The sequence below is a fragment of the Rhizobium zaerense genome (assembly GCF_051810725.1).
In the GTDB taxonomy this organism is placed as follows: domain Bacteria; phylum Pseudomonadota; class Alphaproteobacteria; order Rhizobiales; family Rhizobiaceae; genus Rhizobium; species Rhizobium leguminosarum_I.
In genome coordinates this window covers 3,056,771-3,071,280 of record NZ_CM132690.1, presented here as the reverse complement: position 1 = coordinate 3,071,280, position 14,510 = coordinate 3,056,771, and the positions used below count along the sequence as shown (strand labels likewise).

The 14,510-nt window shown below is 59.3% G+C and carries 15 protein-coding genes; 8 read left to right on the top strand and 7 right to left on the bottom strand.

All coding sequences use genetic code 11. From position 1 onward, the window contains the following. Positions 1–47 precede the first annotated feature (47 nt). Positions 48–1,127 carry an ABC transporter ATP-binding protein gene (locus tag ACS4RR_RS14855; RefSeq protein WP_260110807.1) on the top strand — a complete coding sequence of 360 codons (1,080 nt, stop codon included), beginning with the start codon at positions 48–50 and terminating at the stop codon, positions 1,125–1,127. Positions 1,128–1,242: 115 nt separating this feature from the next. On the opposite strand, the gene ACS4RR_RS14850 is transcribed toward ACS4RR_RS14855, so the two are convergent. Further along, positions 1,243–1,425, bottom strand: a complete 183-nt coding sequence (locus tag ACS4RR_RS14850; RefSeq protein WP_017964243.1) for a hypothetical protein — start codon at positions 1,423–1,425, stop codon at positions 1,243–1,245. 378 nt (positions 1,426–1,803) lie between these two features. On the opposite strand from ACS4RR_RS14850, the gene ACS4RR_RS14845 reads away from it, so the two are divergent. The 5 genes from ACS4RR_RS14845 to ACS4RR_RS14825 all read left to right on the top strand — a co-directional run bounded on the left by ACS4RR_RS14845 (position 1,804) and on the right by ACS4RR_RS14825 (position 5,795). Further along, positions 1,804–2,013: a hypothetical protein gene (locus tag ACS4RR_RS14845; RefSeq protein WP_260110808.1), complete on the top strand. Its 210-nt coding sequence runs from the start codon at positions 1,804–1,806 to the stop codon at positions 2,011–2,013. A gap of 9 nt (positions 2,014–2,022) precedes the next feature. After that, a complete protein-coding gene (locus ACS4RR_RS14840) occupies positions 2,023–2,397 on the top strand; it encodes a GFA family protein (RefSeq protein WP_170262558.1) in 375 nt (124 codons plus the stop codon). 184 nt (positions 2,398–2,581) lie between these two features. Then, entirely contained in the window at positions 2,582–3,874 is a 1,293-nt protein-coding gene (locus ACS4RR_RS14835; protein WP_260110809.1) for an efflux RND transporter periplasmic adaptor subunit, read from the top strand. 12 nt (positions 3,875–3,886) lie between these two features. Next, positions 3,887–4,603, top strand: a complete 717-nt coding sequence (locus ACS4RR_RS14830) for an ABC transporter ATP-binding protein (RefSeq protein ID WP_456188965.1) — start codon at positions 3,887–3,889, stop codon at positions 4,601–4,603. After that, positions 4,593–5,795: an ABC transporter permease gene (locus ACS4RR_RS14825; protein ID WP_222383927.1), complete on the top strand. Its 1,203-nt coding sequence runs from the start codon at positions 4,593–4,595 to the stop codon at positions 5,793–5,795. Before ACS4RR_RS14830 ends, ACS4RR_RS14825 begins: the two co-directional genes overlap by 11 nt. 15 nt (positions 5,796–5,810) lie before the next feature. Here ACS4RR_RS14825 and ACS4RR_RS14820 read toward each other — a convergent pair whose 3' ends face one another. From ACS4RR_RS14820 to ACS4RR_RS14800, 5 genes are all read right to left on the bottom strand, one after another. Then, positions 5,811–7,037, bottom strand: a complete 1,227-nt coding sequence (locus ACS4RR_RS14820; protein ID WP_260110810.1) for a MalY/PatB family protein — start codon at positions 7,035–7,037, stop codon at positions 5,811–5,813. Positions 7,038–7,180: 143 nt separating this feature from the next. Then, on the bottom strand, positions 7,181–8,320 hold the full coding sequence (locus tag ACS4RR_RS14815) for an amino acid ABC transporter permease (RefSeq protein WP_222383929.1): 1,140 nt from the start codon (positions 8,318–8,320) through the stop codon (positions 7,181–7,183). Between the two features lies 1 nt (position 8,321). After that, on the bottom strand, positions 8,322–9,509 hold the full coding sequence (locus ACS4RR_RS14810; RefSeq protein ID WP_222383930.1) for an amino acid ABC transporter permease: 1,188 nt from the start codon (positions 9,507–9,509) through the stop codon (positions 8,322–8,324). A gap of 50 nt (positions 9,510–9,559) precedes the next feature. After that, on the bottom strand, positions 9,560–10,573 hold the full coding sequence (locus tag ACS4RR_RS14805; RefSeq protein WP_222383990.1) for an amino acid ABC transporter substrate-binding protein: 1,014 nt from the start codon (positions 10,571–10,573) through the stop codon (positions 9,560–9,562). Between the two features lie 164 nt (positions 10,574–10,737). After that, positions 10,738–11,691, bottom strand: a complete 954-nt coding sequence (locus ACS4RR_RS14800) for a LysR family transcriptional regulator (protein ID WP_260110812.1) — start codon at positions 11,689–11,691, stop codon at positions 10,738–10,740. A gap of 252 nt (positions 11,692–11,943) precedes the next feature. Between ACS4RR_RS14800 and ACS4RR_RS14795 the strand changes: the two genes are divergently transcribed. After that, a complete protein-coding gene (locus ACS4RR_RS14795) occupies positions 11,944–12,558 on the top strand; it encodes a GntR family transcriptional regulator (RefSeq protein WP_260110813.1) in 615 nt (204 codons plus the stop codon). Between the two features lie 50 nt (positions 12,559–12,608). On the opposite strand, the gene ACS4RR_RS14790 is transcribed toward ACS4RR_RS14795, so the two are convergent. Continuing rightward, complete coding sequence (locus ACS4RR_RS14790) at positions 12,609–13,421, bottom strand: ferredoxin--NADP reductase (RefSeq protein ID WP_017964255.1); 813 nt, start codon at positions 13,419–13,421, stop codon at positions 12,609–12,611. A 352-nt stretch (positions 13,422–13,773) separates the two neighbouring features. On the opposite strand from ACS4RR_RS14790, the gene pcsA reads away from it, so the two are divergent. Continuing rightward, positions 13,774–14,502 carry a phosphatidylcholine synthase gene (gene pcsA, locus ACS4RR_RS14785; protein ID WP_222383931.1) on the top strand — a complete coding sequence of 243 codons (729 nt, stop codon included), beginning with the start codon at positions 13,774–13,776 and terminating at the stop codon, positions 14,500–14,502. Positions 14,503–14,510 lie beyond the last annotated feature (8 nt).

Genomic DNA, 14,510 nt, shown 5'->3' with positions numbered 1-14,510 from the left:
CCAGCTATAATGAAAGAGGCCAGCTTCCATATGAAACAGGAGAATGCATGAGCGGGCTCGAGCTCAGGAACATCGTCAAGAATTTCGGCGCCGTCGAGGTCATTCGCGATGTCTCGCTTGAGGTCAACGACGGCGAGTTCGTCGCTTTCGTCGGCCCTTCCGGCTGCGGGAAATCGACGCTGCTGCGCCTGATTGCCGGCCTCGACAAGCCCACGGGCGGCAGCATCGCCATTGACGGCAAGGATGTTACCGCTATCAGCGCCGCCGATCGCGGCTTGGCCATGGTCTTCCAGTCCTATGCGCTCTATCCGCATATGAGCGTCAGGGAAAACCTCGCCTTCGGTCTCGAAAACACCAAGGTGGCGAAAGCCGAGATCGAAGCGCGCATTACCGACGCCGCGCGCATGCTGGAGATCGAGCCTTTCCTGCAGCGCCGCCCGGGCCAGCTCTCCGGCGGCCAGCGCCAGCGCGTCGCCATCGGCCGTGCCATCGTGCGGCGGCCGGATGCCTTCCTGCTCGACGAGCCGCTGTCCAATCTCGACGCCGAACTCAGGGTCAGCATGCGCGCTGAGCTGGCCGCCCTTCACGCCCGCCTGAAGGCGACGATGATCTACGTCACCCATGATCAGGTCGAGGCAATGACGCTGGCCGACCGCATCGTCGTGTTGAGAAGCGGCAAGATCGAGCAGGTAGGAACACCGCTGGAACTGTACAATAGGCCGGCCAACCGCTTCGTCGCCGGCTTCATCGGCGCGCCGCACATGAATTTCCTCGAAGGCGCGGTTGTCGGTCACGAGGACGGTTTGGCCGAGGTCGAAACTGCCGGCGGCCATCGCCTTTCCGTCATTGCCAAGGAGGCACGCCCGGCGGGCGAAAGGGTCAGCATCGGCATCCGCCCGCAGCATATCACCCTTGCCGATGCGGCCTCAGCAAGCCGGCTGGATACAAGCGTCACTCTTGTCGAGGAACTGGGCTCGGAGACCGTCGTCCACGCCGACGCAGGCGGGAAAAAGCTGATTGCGGTCTTTGCCGGCCAGCAGCGGATGAAATCGGGCGACAGCCTGCCGCTGCATCTCGACCCCGAGGTACTCCACCTCTTCGGCGAGGACGGCAGGCGTTTATCCTAAAGCATGGCGCGCAAAAGTGTGCAGCGGTTATGCGATAACGACATGCGTGGAACAATGAGCCGGACAAACAAAGGCCCGCGCCGCAGCGCGGGCCGAATTTCATATCAGCACAACGTTATTGGCTGTTCTTATGGCTTTGTTGACCAGCCTTTACATGCTGCTCATGGCTGCCGCCGCGGGTTCCGCTGGACTGCGCGTCGCGGCCGCTTGAAGAGGCGCTGCGGGTATTGGAGTCATTCTTGTGACTCTGCTGTCCAGCCTTGACGTGCTGTTCGTGGGTTCCACCTTGGTTTGCCATTTGGTTTCTCCTTGGATTTTGAACTGAGGCCACGTCGACCTCGGGTGGACAACCTCGCTCTGGTACATGCGTTCCGCATTTTAACATTTCGTGATCGCCGCTCGAGCCGAGGAGCGAGGAAGCAGGCCGGGCGGGCAGGGAGCTCGCCTGCCATTTCGTTGGCCATCGGGAGAAAGCGGAAAAATCCCGATGTTCTCCAGCACCGCCGCGTCCGCTTGGCGCGGCCCGCAACCTCGATCTGAAATGCGCATATCGGCGAAAAGGTTCCAGGAAAACAACCGCATCCACCCGCGCCGGAAGCTTCGATGCGGCTCGCCGGCTCTTTTCAAATCGACAGCTCGCTCTACCTTAAAAGGGACGTGACGAAAGGAGAAAACCATGACCGACGCACCGAATACGGCGACCCCGGCGCGAAGAGTGTTGCGTGGCCGCCCCTACAGCATCGGCGAATTTGCCAGGAAATACCGGTTGGATGACAAGGAGGCAAGGCGCCTCTACGACAAGTTCGGCCCGTCGGCTACCGAACTCGACCTGTTGATGGCGGCAAAGCGGCGCCCGCCTCGCCTGCCGACCAATCTCGACGCCTGACGGTCCGACATGAAGATCCGAACCGGAAGCTGCCTTTGCGGGGCGGTGGCCTACAGGGTGGAAGGCGAACCGCTTCGCACGGGCCTTTGCCACTGCGCCGATTGCCGCAAATCGAGTGGCTCCGCCTTCACCTTCTTCGCGGTCTGGCCGCGCCAGGCTTTCTCCCACAGCGGCGAGGTCGCCACTTTCTCCGGCCGCAGCTTCTGCTCCGTCTGCGGCAGCAGGCTTTTCTGCCTTAGGGATGACGAGGCGGAAATCCGTCTGGGCTCGCTTGACAGCCCGCCGACGGATCTTGCGCCTGGCTATGAAGTCTGGATCAAGCGGCGCGAACTGTGGCTGCATCCCTTGCCCGGCGCGGGCCAATTTGCCGAGGATGCGAACTGACGGGCGCTAAAGCGCGTCGCCATCGAGATCAAACGCACCGAAACTTGACTTTCCTTACCAATATTTCATTTCACCCATCTGCAATTCCGTGCCAGTTCGGCGGCAACGCTAATCGCCGGTTCATCTGCGCTATGATTATTTCGCCGCAGAGGCCGCAAGCGGTCACTGACGGATCGAGGACGACATGAACAAAATCGTAAGCGGCAGCGAGACCGGAGAAAAGACAGGCGCAGCGTCCGATCTCGCAGCGGTCCTTGCCGCATCGGGACGGCAAGGCAAGCGCAGCCGCTGGCGCGGACGCCTGATCATCCTGCTGATCCTCATCGCTGCCGCAGCGGTTGCTGCCTATTTCTATGTGGGCCGCGGGCAAAGCGAAGTGAACTATGCTACCCAGCCGGCAAGACGCGGCGATCTGACGGTGCTTGTCACCGCCACCGGTTCCGTGCAGCCGACCGAGCAGGTGGATATATCGAGCGAGCTGTCCGGCACGGTCCGCGACGTCAACGTCGATTACAACAGCACGGTCAAGTCAGGCGAAGTGCTCGCCCTTCTCGATACGAACAAGCTCGAGGCCGATGTGAAGAGCTCGCGCGCCAAGCTCAATTCGGCCAAGGCGAACGTCGTCAAGGCCGATGCCGATATGCAATCGGCAAGCACCTCGCTCGAGCGGTTGAAGAGCCTGGTCAGGAGCAACGTCTCCACCCAGCAGAGCCTTGATGATGCCAGCTACAAATATGATTCCGCCGTCGCCGCCAAACAGATCAACGAGGCCGAGGTCCTCGCCTCGGAGGCCGACCTGCAGCTTGCCGAAGTCAATCTCGCCAAGGCGAAGATTATCTCGCCGATCGACGGCGTCATCCTCACCCGCTCCGTCAATCCGGGCGCCACGGTCGCAGCCTCGCTTTCGGCACCGATCCTTTTCACCATCGCCGGCGACCTGAAGAAGATGGAACTGCAGGTGGATGTCGACGAGGCCGATGTCGGCCAGATCGCCGTCGGCCAGAAGGCGAAGTTCACGGTCGACGCCTATCCCGACCGGACATTTCCCGCCGAGATCGAGCAGATCCGCTTCGCCTCCGAAGTGGTCAACAATGTCGTGACCTATAAGGCGGTCCTGTCGGTCGACAATGCCGATCTGCTGCTGCGTCCCGGCATGACGGCGACGGCCGACGTCACCGTCGAGGCTGTCAAGGATACTCTGATGGTGCCGAACGCCGCGCTACGCTATGCGCCTGCGCAGGCGGAAAGGCGCGGCCGCGGCATTTTCGGTATCTTCGGCCCGCCCCGCCAGCGGAACAACAATGCCGGTTCGGCGCTGACGGGCACGCAGCGCCGCGTCTGGGTGCTGCGCAACGGCCGCCCGGTGCCTGTTGTCATCCAGATCGGTTCATCCGACGGCCAGTTCACTCAGGTCGTCTCCGGCGACATCAAGCAAGACGACGCTTTGGTGATCGACGCCACGGCGCGTGCGAACTAGGCGGAGAGACGGATGGCAAGCCCGCCGCTCATCGAATTCAGACAGGTCTCGAAAGTCTATGGCGAGGGCGAGGCGGCGATCCGCGCGCTCGACCACGTCGATCTCGCGATCAACGCCCATGAATTCGTCGCGATCATGGGCCCATCAGGCTCCGGCAAGTCGACGGCGATGAACATTCTCGGCTGTCTCGACGTGCCGAGCGCCGGCGACTATATCTTCGAGGGCATTCCGACCAGCGGCTTCGACCGCAGCCAACTGACGCTGCTGCGCCGCCACATGCTCGGCTTCGTTTTCCAAGGCTTCAACCTCCTGTCGCGCACCTCGGCCGTCGAGAATGTCGAACTGCCGCTGATCTATCGCGGCATGGCGGTGCGCGAGCGGCGCGAAAGGGCCCGCGAAGCCCTGGCGCTGGTCGGGCTGTCCGGTCGCGAACATCACAAGACGCAGGAGCTGTCAGGCGGCCAGCAGCAGCGCGTCGCCATTGCCCGCGCCATCGTCACCGAGCCGGCCTTGCTGCTTGCCGACGAGCCCACCGGCAATCTCGACACGAAGACCAGCGTCGAAATCATGAATCTGATGACACGGCTGAACCGCGAGCAAGGCATCACCATCGTCATGGTCACCCACGAGCCAGATATTGCCGCTTATGCGCAGCGGCTTCTGCGTTTCGTCGACGGCAAGCTGGAGACTGAGGTCGAGCATCGGAGGAGGTCGGATCATGTTCTTTGAGACGCTGAAGCTGGCGCTGCGCGCCATCAGCCGCAACATGCTGCGCTCGTTCCTGACCGTGCTCGGCGTCGTCATCGGCGTTGCCGCCGTCATCGCGCTGGTGACGATTGGCAATGGCACGACCGCGGAAGTCTCGACCGAGCTGTCGCGGCTCGGCACCAACATGCTGTTCGTCCGTCCCGGCCAGTTCGGCCCCGGCCGGGCGAGTTCCGAGGCCAAACGCTTCGGCATCAAGGACGTCGCGGCGATCCGCGACCAGATCACCGGGTTGAGGGCGGTGGCACCGCTCAACCAGTCCACCGCGACTGTGATTTTCGGCGGCCAGAACCATTCGACAAGCGTCTCCGGCACCACTAATGATTATTTCATCGCGCAGGACTGGAACCTGGCGCTTGGACGCAATTTCACCCCTGCCGAGGAACGCGGCCAGGCGCGCTGCATCATTGGCGAAACGGTGCGGTCGCAGCTCTTCGGCAGCGCCGACCCCACCGGCCAGCAGATCCGCGTCGGCAAGGTCTCGTGCCCCGTCATCGGCGTGCTTGCCAAGCGCGGCCAGTCCGGCATGGGCAACGACCAGGACGATGTCGTCATCATGCCGGTCAAGGTGTTCCAGCGGCGCATCAGCGGTAACAGCAACGTGCCGCAGATCATCATCTCGGCGCGCGACGGCGTCTCCACAGCCAAGGTGCAGTCCGATGTCGAAAATCTCCTGCGCGAGCGCCGCAAGATCGTGCCCGGCCGCCAAGACGATTTCAACGTCAACGACATGACGCAGATCGCTGAGGCGATGACCGGCACGACGACGCTGCTGACTGGCCTGCTTGGCGCCGTCGCTGCGATCAGCCTGCTCGTCGGCGGCATCGGCATCATGAACATCATGCTGGTCTCCGTCACCGAGCGGACCCGCGAGATCGGCATCCGCCTGGCGATCGGCGCGCTCGAAAACCAGGTGCTCACCCAGTTCCTGGTCGAGGCGGTGGCGCTGTCGCTGTTCGGCGGCGTCACGGGCATCGTGCTGGGCTTGAGCCTCGGCTTCGGCGCCGTGACGCTGCTGAAAGTCCCCTTCGTCTTCAGCCCCCTGATGGTCGCCGTCGCCTTCCTCTTCTCCGCGGCGATCGGCATGATCTTCGGCTATTTCCCGGCGAGAAGGGCAGCGCAGTTGAACCCCATCGAGGCGCTGCGGCACGAGTAAGAGACGCCGCAAGCGCTATAGCGCTGCGAGGGCGCGTGCCATGCGTCCGAGCGCTTCCTTGAGGATTGAGCGCGGACAACCGACGTTTAGGCGGATGAATCCTTCTCCACCCGGCCCATAGACGCGCCCGTCATAGAGGTTGACCCCGGCCCGTTCGACGAAGAATCGATGGATTCCTTCCACCTTTTCGTCCAACTCTCGCGCGTCGAGCCAGACCAGATATGACGCGTCGGGTCGCATCGGTGTGATACCCGGAAGATTGTTGCCGGCTACGCTCGAGACGAGATCGACGTTCTCGCGAACATAAGGTGTAAGGCTGTCGAGCCATTGATCGCCCGAGCTATATGCGACTTCAAGAGCCAGCCGTCCGAAATAATGAGCGTTCAGCATGAACGATGCTTGCATGACCTGGAACAGCTCCTCCCGACGTTTCCGGTCAGCGACGGAAACTGTAGCCGCAGGTACACCGGCCAAATTAAATGTCTTGGTCGGTGCTGTGCAGATGAAGGATTTTGCCGCCGCGGCGTCACCGAGAGAGGAGAATACGATATGAGGACGATCGCTTAGTCGAATGTCGCAGTGAATGTCGTCGGAGATGACCAGGATGCCGTAGTGCTCACATATGGCGTCAAGGCTCTTCAGCTCCTCACGTGTCCAGGCCTTTCCGGCAGGGTTGTGCGGATTGCACAATAAAAACGCGCGGGCGCCGTTCGCAGCTTGCCGTTCGAAATCCTCCAGATCGAGCTCGTAGGCACCGTTCGCAAGTCTCAGGCGGTTGATCAGGAGCTTCCTGCCATTCTCGCGGACGACTTGGAAATATGGAGAATAGACTGGTGCCTGGACGATGACGCTGTCACCAGCTTGGGTAAAGGTCCGCAAGATAGCTGCGACGGAGGGCATGATTGCCGGAGCAGGAAGCAGCGTCTCGACATCCACATTCCAGCCGTGGCGGCGCTTGAACCAGGACTTTATGATTTCGTAATGGTGCGGATCGCGCTTGGTATAGCCATAGATGCCGTGATCAACGGCCTCGCGCAGGCGTGCAATCACCGGTTCCGGCGCACGAAAATCCATGTCGGCCGTCCAGAGCGATATCAATCCGTCGCCCTGGACGCGGGGAGAGAATTCGTCCCACTGATTGGCCCATTTCGCCGAACCGAATTGGCTGCGGTCATGAACAACGTCAAAATTCGTCTCCTCGGCGCCCAGTTTCCTGGTCGCCGGTGCATGGAACTGTGTCATCGTTTGAGTCCTAGTATTTGTGTGCGCGAGCCGCGCATTGAAAGAGCGGGACAATCACCTCAGGATTTGTCGCAGGAACTGCCCGGCGGCGGCTGTGATGTCGCCAGCGGCGTTTACTTCGGATTGTTCAACATCCGCACTTCCTATGATTTGTGAGCGCGCGCGAGATGACTTTCCACGGACATGGAATAGCGAGACATCCCGAAACAGAAGATCCAGTAGATAACCGCCGCAAAAAGATAACCGGTTGACGAGATAGTCGGTCCCGCCCAGTTCGGATCGATACGGGCGGTTTCGACTGCTCGCAGAAAGTCTGCTATGCCGACGATTGCGACGAGCGTCGTGTCCTTGAAAAGTCCAATGAACGTCGAAACAATGCCGGGAATGACGATCGCGAGCGCTTGAGGCAGGATGACGAGCCTCATGCTCGTGAAGTACCCGACGCCCAGGGCCTGAGCCCCTTCATATTGGCCGTTGGGGATAGCCTGCAGCCCGGCACGAATTACTTCCGCCATGTAAGCCGCCGAGAAGAGGGCAGTGCCGATCATTGGGCGCAAAAGTCTATCGGGCGTTAGTGCCTCAGGCACAAACAGAGGCATCATGAAGTTCGCCATGAAGAGCACGGTGATAAAGGGTACGCCTCGGACAATCTCGATATAGAAGACACAGACGGCCTTGACGATTGGAAGCTCAGAACGTCTGCCGAGTGCGAGGATGATCCCAAGCGGGAGCGAAAACACGATCCCTACAACGGACATCAAGAGCGTGATCATCATTCCGCCCCATAGCGTTGTGTCTATGACCGTCAGACCAATCGTTTCCACACCACGAAGCAGCGCAAACGCAACAATGGGATAAATTCCGAAGAACAGCAGTGCTGCGATGTTGCGACATGGGGCGCTCCGCCATAGGAGCCACCCGACCAAGGCAGCACCAATCAGCTGCGTTACGTCGACCCGCCAGCGCTCGGTTGCCGGATATGCGCCGTACCTTAGATAGTTCAGTTTAGCGGCGACAAACGACCAGCATGCGCCGTCTGGATTGGCACGGCAGGTTTCGCTGTCACCGCTCCACACGGCATTTATCAAGGCAAAGCTCAGGAATTGCCAAACGAGCCAAACCGCCAGCCCGGTGAAACACACGGTTAAAAGGCATGAGAAGGGACTGGAGAACAGGTTCTTCTGCGCCCAAGTCATAGGGCCGGGCTGGATTCCGGGCGGCGGAGCGACAGCAGGAATGTATTCATATCGATATGCAGCCGGCACATGAAGAGTTTCATTCATCTTATCGCTCCACGAGCGCAAAACGTTGGTTGAAGCCGTTCATGGCGGCCGATGTGCTCAAGGAGATGACGAGATAGACCCCGAGCGTTATGGCCATCACCTGCACCGCCGCCCCCGTTTGGTTGAGTACGGAGCCGGCAAAGACCTGAACGAGATCGGGATAACCAATGAAAACGGCAAGCGACGAGTTTTTGATCAAGTTCAGATATTGACTGGTCAAAGGCGGGATGATGATCCGCAAAGCCTGCGGGATGACAATCAGTCGCAATGTTTTGCCCTGTGGGAGACCGAGCGCGTGGGCCGCTTCTGTCTGTCCTTTGGAAACGGCTTGAATGCCACCGCGAACGATTTCCGCGATAAATGACGCCGTGTAGACAGAAAGGCCGATGAGCAGGGCCGCGAACTCAGGGTAGATCTGCTGGCCCCCACGGAAGTTGAAACCCCTCAGCTCCGGATAGGTGAAGGTCCAGGGGCTGCCCACGGCTACACAAGCAAGCAGTGGCGGCCCGACGAGAGCGAGTATCGTGACAAGGAGGACCGGAAGCTGCTTGCCTGTTCGCTTCTGGAGCGTCAGCGCGCAGGCTCCGAACGCAATCGCGACAGCCACCCCGGCGACGATTGCCACACCTACCCAGCCGGCGCCCGCCTGAAGCTCAATCGTGGGCATTATGATCCCACGATTGTTGAGGTAGATTCCCCCGGGAAGGGAGATCGATGCCTTTGGCGCAGGCAGCGGCTTCAGGACTGCGTTGTACCAGAACAGAAGCTGAAGCAGCAGCGGGATATTTCGAATGACTTCGACATAGGAGGTCGCGACCTTGGCGGCTATCCAGTTTTTGGAAAGGCGTGAAATGCCGATCAGGAAACCAATGATTGTGGCAAGTACGATTCCCACTACGCTGACCAGGAGTGTGTTTGCCACGCCAACCCAAAATGCCTGTCCATAGGTGGACAGGGTGTCGTAGGGGATCAGCGTCTGATTGATCTGGAAGCCTGCAGTCTGTTTCCAGAAGTCGAAGCTAAGAGGAATGCCGCGCCGTTTCATGTTCGAAACAGTTTGGGTTGTAACCGCCGCGAGCACCACCGCCAAGCTTACAGCCAAAGCAGCTTGATAGACGATCCCGCGAAGCTTTTTGTCATAGATAGAGAAGGTGCTACGCACATGCATAGGCAGAGAAATGTCAACCATTGGTTCCTCCCAACTACGAAGAGGCCGCCGATTCTCCTAGCGGCCTCGTATCAACGGATGGGAGGTGCGTATTGAAGGCCGCCGGCATTCCAGAGCGCATTCACACCACGTTCTATCTTCAAGGGAGATTCCTTGCCGATCGAACGCTCGAAAACGTCGGAATAATTGCCAACCTGCTTGATGATGTCCTGAGACCAGGTCTCTCCGAGCCCGACGTCTTTGCCGAAGCTTCCTTCGACGCCCAGGAGGCGGCGAATATTCGGATCGGCGGAATTTTTCTTCTCGTCGACGTTTTTCGAGGTGATGCCGAACTCTTCTGCGGCAAGCATGACATTGAGAGTCCACTTGGCGATGTTCAGCCACTGGTCGTCACCTTGGCGGACGGCGGGCCCCAGCGGCTCCTTCGAAATGATTTCCGGGAGCACGACGTTCTCGTCGGGCTTCGCCATACGGATACGCGCAGCGTTCAGGCTCGAAGTGTCTGCGGAGAAAACGTCACAACGTCCTTCCTCATAAGCCTTGATGACAGCCTCTTCATCAGCAAAACCGACGGCACTATAGGTCATGCCGTTGATGCGGAAATAGTCGGCCAGATTCAATTCGGCGGTAGTCCCCTGCGAAACGCAAATTGATGCGCCGTCCAGACCCTTGGCGGACTGAATATTCTCCGACTTGCGAACCATGAAGCCCTGGCCATCATAAAAATAAGTGCCAGCGAAGATGATGCCGAGGGAAGTGTCTCGCGAGGACGTCCACGTCGCATTATGAGCCAGGATGTCGATCTCGCCGGATTGGAGCGCGGTAAACCGGTCCTTGGCGTTGAGCGGGATAAACTTGACCTTCGTTGCATCGCCGAGAACGCCAGCGGCCACGGCGCGGCAGTAGTCGACGACGAAGCCTGTCCACTTCCCATCGTTGTCAGGAACGCTGAAACCCGCCGTTGCCGGATTCGTTCCGCATGTGAGGAAGCCCTTTGCTTTGACATCGTCCAAAGTTCCCGCCCAAACGGGATATGCAGAAGCGGCAATTGCCGCGCCGAGAATACCGGCGATTAAATTTCGCATTGAAGGATCCCCTTTTTTGAATTCTGCCAAAGAGGGTGACTGGCTGAAGGCCAATCTGTCAAATTGATTGTCGACATCCAATTTATGAATGAAATTCATACAATATCAGAGCACTGGAATCCGGATGAATGCGTCAAAACTGACTGCCTAGTTGGCATTCCTCGTCACGCGATTACGTTGGTTGCCAATATGGCTTCATTTTTGCTGATCTGGGCCGCGTGATACAGTTCAGTTATAAGGCGACGCAGCCAAAGGATTCCCTGATCGGCAGCCATCTGCCGGTGAACCACGAGATTTGCGCTGACGGAAGGAATGGGTATGGGCGGCGAGAGAAGTGTAATCTCGTTTGCTTCGTCAAGAATCTGAAAAATGCCGTCGCCACAATGCGTGATCAGGTCCGTCCCCCTGAGCGCCAACGGCATCACTAAGTAGTTTGAAATGGTTGCGACGACCTTTCGCCTAAGCCCACGCTCTTTAAGTGCACCATCTGCCAAACCCTCAGATAGACCATCGGCGGAAATTTGAAGGTGAGATGCCGAAAGATACTGCTCCAAACCTAATGGAGACCTGGCGATCTGGCTACCACTCCAAACAGCGCACAGGATTCTGTCCTGTCCGAGCTCGGTTTTAGTCAGGTTGGGGTCGTCCTTCAGACTCGCGCCCGTCAAAGTGCAGTCGACTTGGCGGAAGTAGTCTGCGCTTTCAGCTTCAGCCCGGTTGGCGGGTATGACATTCAGGGTCGCATATGGCGCCTGTCTGGAGAATTCTCGAATAAGGCCTGGGATGAAGATCATCGCATGATAGTCAGTGAGCCCCACGCGAAACTTTCGTTCTGTCGTTGCAGGGTCGAAGACATTATACCGCCCAATCAAACTGCGAATTTTTCCGAGAGAGTCAGATAGGTCCCCGATAAGCTCCAATGCGCGAGGCGTGGGCCTCATCAATCCGCCGTCGCGTGTGAACAGCTCGTCCTTAAATATGATGCGCAACTTCGAGAGCGAGTGACTGACCGCGGATTGGGTCCGGCCCAATTGATCGGCAGCGCGCGTAACGCTCCTCTCCCGCATCAGCACATCCAAGACGCGCAGGAGATTAAGGTCAACGTTGTCGGGAGACATTGCGAGCTCCATGAAACCGGTTCATGAGGAGCATCGAAGCATTTCGCCAGGCGCATGACAACCGTAAGGTGACAAGGGGTCAAATTCTGTTCGAGATTCAATGGCGCGGACCGCCGATCCGCGCTGCCACGAAGAACTCCCCTTCCTCGGAGCACTCAATCTTGAGACCCTCCATTCATTTATCAGTACGGCTTGCCGTGCGGTTTCCAGCATGCCAGGATTTGATATATCAGTGGGGGAGCGGTTGTTTGCATGCAGACGTCACAGAGCCATCTTGCCTATCTGGCGCTGGAGCATCTGATCGTGACGCTGGCGTTGAAGCCCGGCGCGCTGGTCACTGAGAAGCAGCTGATCGATATGGCGGGCCATGGGCGTACGCCGGTGCGCGAGGCGATCCAAAAGCTCGCTTGGCAGGGGCTGATCCTGGTCAAGCCGCGCGTCGGGCTGCAGGTGGCCGAGATCGCGCCTGAGGATCATCGCAATGTCATGCAGGTGCGCCGCGAGTTGGAGCCGATCGCGGCAAGACTCGTCGCCGAACATGCGAGCGACGAGCAGCGCGCGCGCCTCCTCGACTGCGCCCGCGCGATGGAGGAATGCGCTGTCAGCGCCGATCTCGCCGGCTTCTTTGCCGCCGACAAGGCCTTCGACGAAGTCCTCGAAGATGCCTGCCCGAACGGCTTCATCACGGCAGCGCTCGGCCCGGTGCAGACGCATTCGCGTCGCCTCTGGTACTCCAAGGCAAACCCGGAGCGCATGGATCGTGCCATCGCGCTGCATGTCGCCGTCATTCGCGCCATCCATCAGGGCAGGCCGGATGAGGCGCGCGCTACCACGGCGCTGCTGATCGATTATCTCAGCCACGCGTAGAAACGGCTCCGTTTCCGGAGCCGTTGACAGATCAGATTGTTAGAAATGCTTTAGCCGACGAAAGCGCGCTCGATGACGAATTCGGCGGGCTTGCTGTTGGCGCCTTCATTGAGGCCGGCCTTCTCGAGCAGTTCCTTGGTGTCCTTCAGCATGGCCGAGGAGCCGCAGATCATGCCGCGGTCGATCGCCGGGTCGAGCGGCGGCACGCCGAGATCGGTGAACAGCTTGCCGGAAGAGATCAGATCGGTGATGCGGCCGCGATATTCGAAATCCTCGCGCGTGACGGTCGCATAGTGGCGCAGCTTGTCGCCGACGACTTCCTTCAGCAACTCGTCGTTCTGGATCTCGTGCACAAGGTCGAAGCCGTATTTCAGCTCGGCGACATCACGCGTCGTATGGGTGAGGATCACTTCCTCGAACTTCTCATAGGTCTCGGGATCGCGGATCAGGCTGGCGAAAGGCGCAATGCCCGTTCCCGTCGAGAACATGTAGAGACGACGGCCGGGCGTCAGCGCATCGAGCACCAGCGTGCCCGTCGGCTTCTTGCGCATCAGCACCTGGTCGCCCGGCTTGATCGCCTGCAGATGGGAGGTGAGCGGACCGTCCGGCACCTTGATCGAGAAGAATTCAAGCTCTTCGGCCCAGGCGGGGCTGGCGATCGAATAGGCGCGGAACACCGGCTTGCCCTCGACCATCAGGCCGATCATCGCGAATTCGCCGGAACGGAAACGGAAGCCCTGCGGCCGGGTCATCGTGAAGCGGAAGAGCCGGTCGGTATAGTGCGTGACATCGAGCACCGTCTCGGCATAGACGCCGGCGGGGATGGACGAGGCGAAGTCTTCGGTCTTTGCAGGCGCGTTCATTTCGGTAGCGGATCCCGTTTCGTCGGATGAACTTTCGAATGCGAGCGAGATATTACAAATCCGGCCGGAATTAAAGGCATTCCATTCCACGCGACGCTTCTAAAGGGAAATATGCATGTCATGGTCAGGATTCAATGGCCGGGAGGCGGGCGGAGAATGTCGTATTTCCCGCTGGCGAAGCCCGGCAAAGGATGCATATTAGAGCAGCACGCCGGAAACGGATGCCGGTTTTCGGCAAAAATGATGCGACAACAAACACCTACGACGTCGAACCCGTCAGCAACAGGGTCCGGCGATGGTGGTGAAAAAAAGATGCTTGCCGGGGCGAGCGCGATAGGGCGGTCGGGGGAATATGAAGATTTTCAACTACAAGCGTGTTCCTTATGCGGAGATGCGCGCTTTTTCCGTCCATATTCTGACGGCCTCCGGCTCCTTCCTTGCCTTTCTCGGCGTCGTTGCCGCCGCCGAGCACCGCTTCATCGACATGTTCTGGTGGCTGGGTCTCGCCCTTCTCGTCGACGGCATAGACGGGCCGATCGCCCGCAAGGTGCGTGTCAAGGAAGTGCTGCCGAACTGGTCGGGCGATACGCTCGACAATATCATCGATTACGTCACCTATGTGCTTCTGCCGGCCTTCGCGCTCTATCAGAGCGGCATGATCGGCGAGCCCTGGTCCTTCGTCGCCGCCGGCATGATCGTCGTCTCCAGCGCCATCTACTATGCCGATATTGGCATGAAGACGGATGAGTATTTCTTCTCCGGTTTCCCCGTCGTCTGGAACATGATCGTCTTCACGCTGTTCGTCATCGATGCCAGCGCCACGACGGCGCTCACTGTTGTCATCGTCTCGGTGGTGCTGACCTTCCTGCCGATCAATTTCCTTCACCCAGTCCGGGTCAAAAGGCTGCGCCCGCTCAATCTTGGCGTCTTTTTCCTGTGGTCTGCGCTCGGCATTTTTTCGCTGCTGATGCATTTCGACACGCCCGAATGGGCGCTCATTCTCTTTATCGTGACCGGAGCCTATCTTTACGTCATCGGCGCGGTGCTGCAATTCTTCCCCGCCCTTGGACGCGAAGCATAGGACAGGCA